The organism is Nonomuraea lactucae (assembly GCF_003313395.1).
In the GTDB taxonomy this organism is placed as follows: domain Bacteria; phylum Actinomycetota; class Actinomycetes; order Streptosporangiales; family Streptosporangiaceae; genus Nonomuraea; species Nonomuraea lactucae.
Genome location: NZ_QNFZ01000211.1, coordinates 1 through 5,511 on the forward strand (window position 1 = coordinate 1; position 5,511 = coordinate 5,511).

Here is a 5,511-nt window from a genome sequence, read left to right on the forward strand (position 1 = left end):
CCGCCTTCCGGACCCGCGCCCGCGCGTGCCCCGGCGCGGGCGCGGGCCCACTGCTCCGGGTCCACGTCGGGCGGCACCTGGCGGAAGTCGTGCCCGAAGGCGTCGTACCGGCGGCGCGTCTCGGGGTCGGACAGGACGGAGTACGCCTCCGAGATCTCCTTGAACCTGTCCTCGGCCCCGGGATCCTTGTTGACGTCGGGATGGTAGGCGCGTACCAGCTTGCGGTACGACCGCTGGATCTCGTCGGCGTCGGCCTTCCTGTCGACGCCGAGCACCTCGTAGAAGTCCCGCCGAGGGGCCATCACTCCGCCTTCTTCGCCACGATCACCACCGCGGGGCGGAGCTGCCGTTGCCCGTCGCCGTAGCCCGGCCGCAGCACCTGCACGACGGTGCCCGGCGCGACGTCGTCCCGTACGACGGTCGCCATGGCCTCGTGACGGGCGGGATCGAACGGCACGCCGGTCTCGTCGTGGCGGGCGTAGCCGAGGCGGGACAGCACGCCGACGGCCTGGTCCCGCACCGCGCGCACCCCGTCGATCACCGCGTCGGCCGGCGAGTCCGCCGCCGTGTCCGCGTCGCCGTCGCCCACGGCGGCATGGCTGAGCGCGAGTTCGAGGTTGTCCAGGATGGGCAGCCACGCGGTGGCCACCGAGTCCCGCTCCTCGTTCCGCAGCCGCTCGGCGTCACGCGCGATCCGCTTGCGGAGATTGTCCAGGTCCGCGACGGCACGCAGCCAGCGGTCCTCCAGCTCCGCGATCTTCGCGTCCGTCTCGGCCCGCTCGGGCCGCGCCTCGGCCCCCGGCTGCTGGTCAGCGGGGCGAGGCGCTTCTTCGTCGCCGTTCATGTCACTCGGGTTCCGACGTGGTGAACTCGGCGTCGATGACATCGTCGTCGCCGCCTCCGGCGCCGTCCCTCTTGTCCTGTCGCTGCGCGCCGGCCGCCTCCTCGGGCCGGCCCCCGGCGGCTGCCGAGGTGGCCCCGAGCGCGTGGAACACCTGCTGGAGCTCGCCGCTGAGCGCCCGCAGCCGCTCCACCGGCACCTCTTCCTTGATCGACTGACGGGCCTCCTCGACGAGCTGCTCGGCACGGGCCTTCTCGTGCACGGGGACCGCGTCGCCGAGCTCCAGCGCCCGGCGCTCCACCTGGTAGGCGACCGAATCGAGCTCGTTGCGCGCGTCGATCGTCTCCCTGAGCCTGAGATCCTCGTCGCGGTGCCGTTCGGCGTCCGAGATCATCCGCTCGATCTCCGACTTGTCCAGGGTGGAGGTCTCGCTGATGGTGATCCGCTGCTCGGCCCCGGTGTCCTTGTCACGCGCGGTGACGTGGAGGATGCCGTTGGCGTCGATGTCGAACGTGACCTCGATCTGCGGCACTCCTCGCGGCGCCGGGCGGATGTTCTCCAGCCGGAAGCGCCCGAGCACCCGGTTGTCGGCGGCGCGCTCCCGCTCTCCCTGCAGGACCACGATGTCGACGGCGGTCTGGTTGTCCTCGGCCGTGCTGAAGGTCTCGGCCCGCCTGGCCGGAATCGTGGTGTTGCGCTCGATGACCTTGGTCATGAGGCCGCCGAGGGTCTCCACCCCCAGCGAGAGAGGAGTGACGTCCAGCAGCACGACGTCCTCGACCTCGCCCTTGATGATGCCGGCCTGGATCGCGGCGCCGATGGCCACCACCTCGTCCGGGTTCACCGTCATGTTGGGATCCTTGCCCCCGGTGAGCCTGCGCACGAGGCTCTGCACGGCCGGCATGCGGGTCGACCCGCCGACGAGGATGACCTCGTCGAGGTCGGCCGGCCTGAGCTTGGCGTCCTCCATCGCCTGCTCGACGGGCGGGATCAGGCGTTCGATCAGGTCGGCGGTGATCTGCTCGAACGTGGACCGCCTGAGCGTGGTGTTGAGGTGCTTCGGCCCCGAGGCGTCCGCCGTGACGAACGGCAGGCTGATCGTGGTCTGCGTCACCTCCGACAGCTCCACCTTGGCCTTCTCGGCCGCCTCGAACAGGCGCTGCAGCGCCTGCGGGTCCTGGCGAAGGTCGATGCCCTGGTCCCGCTGGAACTCGTCGGCCAGGTGGTCGACGATCCTGCGGTCGAAGTCGTCGCCGCCGAGGTGCCCGTCGCCGTTGGTGGCGCGGACCTCGATGACGCCCTCGCCGATGTCCAGGATGCTGACGTCGAAGGTGCCGCCGCCCAGGTCGAAGACCAGCACGGTCTCGTTGGCCTTCTTGTCCAGCCCGTAGGCGAGCGCCGCCGCGGTGGGCTCGTTGATGATCCGCAGGACCTCCAGCCCGGCGATGCGCCCCGCGTCCTTGGTGGCCTGGCGCTGCGCGTCGTTGAAGTACGCCGGCACGGTGATGACCGCCTCGGTCACCTTCTCGCCGAGATATTTCGCCGCGTCGCCGGCGAGTTTCCTCAGCACCAGGGCCGAGACCTCCTCCGGCGCGTACAGCTTGTCGCCGACCTTGAAGCGGACCGCTCCTCCGTCTCCCTCGACCACGTCGAAGGAGACGGCGTTCGTCTCGCTCTTGACTTCGTCGAAGCGGCGGCCGATGAACCGCTTGGCCGAGTAGATCGTTCCCTTCGGGTTGAGTATGGCCTGGCGGCGGGCGAGCTGGCCCACCAGTCGCTCGCCCGTGTCGGTGAACGCCACGACCGACGGGGTCGTCCGCGAGCCTTCCGCGTTGGGTATGACCGTGGGTTGGCCGTCCATCGTGGCGGCGATCACCGAGTTGGTCGTGCCGAGATCGATGCCGACTGCTTTCGCCATTGGTCGCTAACCTCCTCAGCGGGCGAGCCCCGCGCTCCGGAGTGGTTCCTGGACGAGACCGGGTCCTGTACGTGTCGGGCCACCAGGCCGCTCTCGGGGACGAAGTCCCTGCGGCCCCCTGCAGCGCGTGCGCGATCAGGCCAAGACGGCTCCGGATGCCGCGGCCCACCCGGCGGACCGCGGGGTGATCGTGCGGCGGCCACCCGCTCCACCTGGCGCAGGCCCTCCACCCGCGCATTCCTGCTTCGCTTACCTGACGAGGACCCGTGAAACCAATTGCGGTGGAGATTTTCGCCCGCACAACCGCACGGCTGGGGATGTGCCCTGGGGTCAGGGTGTTGAGGGCGGCGTGAGGCGCTGGGCCGCCTGGTCGGGGGTGTCGCAGATGGTGAAGGGCACGGGGCTGAGGGCGTCGAGGCGGGCCCTCAACTCCGGGGACAGACCGGTGAGGATCATGACCCCGGCCCGGGTCTCGTTGACGCGCTGCTGCGCCGAGATCAGGGCGGCGATGCCCATGGCGTCCCAGAACGTCACCGCGGCCAGGTCCAGCACCAGCCGCGGCTCGGCGTGCTCGGAGACGAGGTCGCGGAGCATTCCCGTGATCTCGTGCGCCGCCTGGTCGTCCAGGGTGCCTGCCAGTGCCAGCACGGTGTGGGAGTCCCGGCGCAGCTCGCTGAGGGCGAAGGGGGAGCGGCGTTCGGTGGCCGGAAGGGCGAAGGAGACGGTGGCGACCGTCCCGTCCGGGCCGGACTCGATCGTGAAGTGGTCGGTCAGATAGCGGGCGATCCACAGCCCGTGCCCGTGCTGGACGGACCAGGGTCCGGCGTCGCGCCCGGCCGTGCCCGTGTTGTGCGTGGCCGTGCCCGTGTCGTGCGTGGCCGTGCCCGTGTCGGGCCGGGGCGCGCCGGCGTCGGAGATCTGGCAGCGGAGCGCGTCGTCCAGCCGCCAGATCTGTACGTGCCCGGTGCCCGCGCCGTGGAGGACGGCGTTGGAGGCCAGCTCGTGCACGGTGATGACCAGGTCCATGGCGCGGCCCTCGGGGAACCCTGCCTGGGAGGCGTGCGCCTCCAGCGTCGCGCGCAGCGCGTAGAGCGAGTCGCCGTCGAAGGGCTGGTCGAGGATCGGCTCCCGCTCGGGTGCGCTCGGCCCGGCGCGCTCCGACGTCCGGGGCGTGACCGGCCGGGACTTCAGGGGGTCGTCATTGATCATGAGACGTCACCAGACTGACCCCGGGAATCCCGTCGGCGCCGAGCAGCACGAACCGGGACGCGATCGCGCGGTTGCACCGCAGGACCACCCCGCGGGCGGGAGCGAGACCCCGGGCCGCGTCGATGATCATGCGGGTGCAGGAGAGGTCGATGAAGGACAGCTCGGACATGTTGACGGTGATGTCGCCGTCGACCCGGATCGCCTCGGCCAGCGCCAATGACAGCGCCTCGCCGGCCGACTGGTCGATCTGACCGGCCAGCCGGATGCCGGGGGGCGCGTACTGGCGGCAGATCCGCAGCAGGGGGTCGTTGTGGTAGGTGGCCGCGGTGACCGAACGCGTGTGGAAGGAGGACACCGAAGCGAGGGTGACCGGGTCGAAGCGTTCGCGGTCGTACTGGCACAGGACCGACACGCTGGAGCCCGACAGCGTCGCCGCGATCTCCTCCTCGAAGGCGGGCAGCCGCTCGATGCCGCTGACCGGCCGGAGCGCCCACCCCATGTCGAGCGCCACCCGCAGCCCGGCGTAGCCCTCCCGCGAGGTCACCTCCATCTGGGTGCGCAGCCAGCGCATCGCGTGCTCGACCGAGAAGGTCTGCCCGGGCAGCAGGCCGTCCTGGCAGGCGACGACATCCATCCGCCCCGCGCTGGTGGCGGACTGCACGGCGATTCCCCGGCGGCTCAGCTCGGTCAACACTCCTTGCGGCTGTTCACAGAGCCACACTACCCGCAGGCCCCCGGACAATCCGTCACGGACGAACGCAGCGGTGAGGTCCAGCAGCTCTTCGGACTCACCGAACGTCAGACACGCGTGGTCGTTGATCGTCAGGTCCGTGATCTGCACTTCAGCGCTTACCGTCACCGCGTCATCATCCCACTCCGGCCGCCGCCGCCGGCTCCGCCTCTGTCTGTGCCCAGGCGGAGGCGGCACTCACCTCCGCTCGAAGCCGGACGTGCTCGGCTACGGGCGGTCCCCGGGCACCGCCATCTCGCCGAGGTGCGACCAGTCGTCCTGCGGGATCTTCGCGTTCACGATCCGCGGCGTCTCCGCCAGGTGCGGCGGCAGCGTCCGCTGGGCCTGCCTGAAGTGCTCCGACCGTACGTGGGAGGCCCCGGCCTCGTCGTCGCGGAACGCCTCCACCAGGATGTACTCGGCCGGGTCGTCGAGGCTGCGCGACCAGTCGAACCACAGGCAGCCGGGTTCGGCGCGGGTCGCCCTGGTGAACTCGTCCGCGATCTCGGGCCACCGGTCGGCGTGCTCCGGCAGGACGCGGAACTTCGCGGTGATAAAGATCATTATGGTGCACTCCTCCGGCTCGGCGGGACGCTCGCGGCGGCCGACGAGTCGAGGCTAACGCACGGTGCGGCCGAGACGGCTCGGCGCGGTGTCGCACAGGCAGCAGCGATCGAAGCGGAAGGGCTCCGCCGAGGCCCGGGCCCAGTCGCGGGCGCCGGCCGGGTCGCGCACGGGATCCACCAGCCTGGCGATCACCAGCGTGACCACGGCGGCGGCGCCCGCCCGGCGCAGCGCCGAGGCCGCGCTCCG

At 71.2% G+C, this 5,511-nt stretch carries 7 protein-coding genes; all 7 read right to left on the reverse strand.

Annotation, left to right across the window (positions count from 1 at the left end):
* Positions 1 to 302, reverse strand: a 302-nt coding sequence (locus DQW85_RS13170) for a DnaJ domain-containing protein (RefSeq protein WP_162794946.1), incomplete at its 3' end; no start/stop codon positions are given.
* Entirely contained in the window at positions 302 to 844 is a 543-nt protein-coding gene (locus tag DQW85_RS13175; RefSeq protein ID WP_113700608.1) for a nucleotide exchange factor GrpE, read from the reverse strand. The genes DQW85_RS13170 and DQW85_RS13175, both read right to left, overlap by 1 nt.
* Position 845: 1 nt before the next feature.
* Entirely contained in the window at positions 846 to 2,759 is a 1,914-nt protein-coding gene (dnaK, locus tag DQW85_RS13180; protein ID WP_113700609.1) for a molecular chaperone DnaK, read from the reverse strand.
* Positions 2,760 to 3,089: 330 nt separating this feature from the next.
* Positions 3,090 to 3,968: an ATP-binding protein gene (locus DQW85_RS13185; RefSeq protein ID WP_113700610.1), complete on the reverse strand. Its 879-nt coding sequence runs from the start codon at positions 3,966 to 3,968 to the stop codon at positions 3,090 to 3,092.
* A complete protein-coding gene (locus DQW85_RS13190) occupies positions 3,958 to 4,827 on the reverse strand; it encodes an MEDS domain-containing protein (RefSeq protein ID WP_162794947.1) in 870 nt (289 codons plus the stop codon). The genes DQW85_RS13185 and DQW85_RS13190 overlap by 11 nt, the downstream gene beginning before the upstream one ends.
* A 99-nt stretch (positions 4,828 to 4,926) precedes the next feature.
* Positions 4,927 to 5,262, reverse strand: coding sequence for a putative quinol monooxygenase (locus DQW85_RS13195; protein WP_113700612.1), 336 nt, complete (start codon positions 5,260 to 5,262; stop codon positions 4,927 to 4,929).
* A gap of 54 nt (positions 5,263 to 5,316) precedes the next feature.
* Positions 5,317 to 5,511: hypothetical protein (locus tag DQW85_RS13200; RefSeq protein ID WP_162794948.1), on the reverse strand; the 195-nt coding region annotated here is incomplete at its 5' end.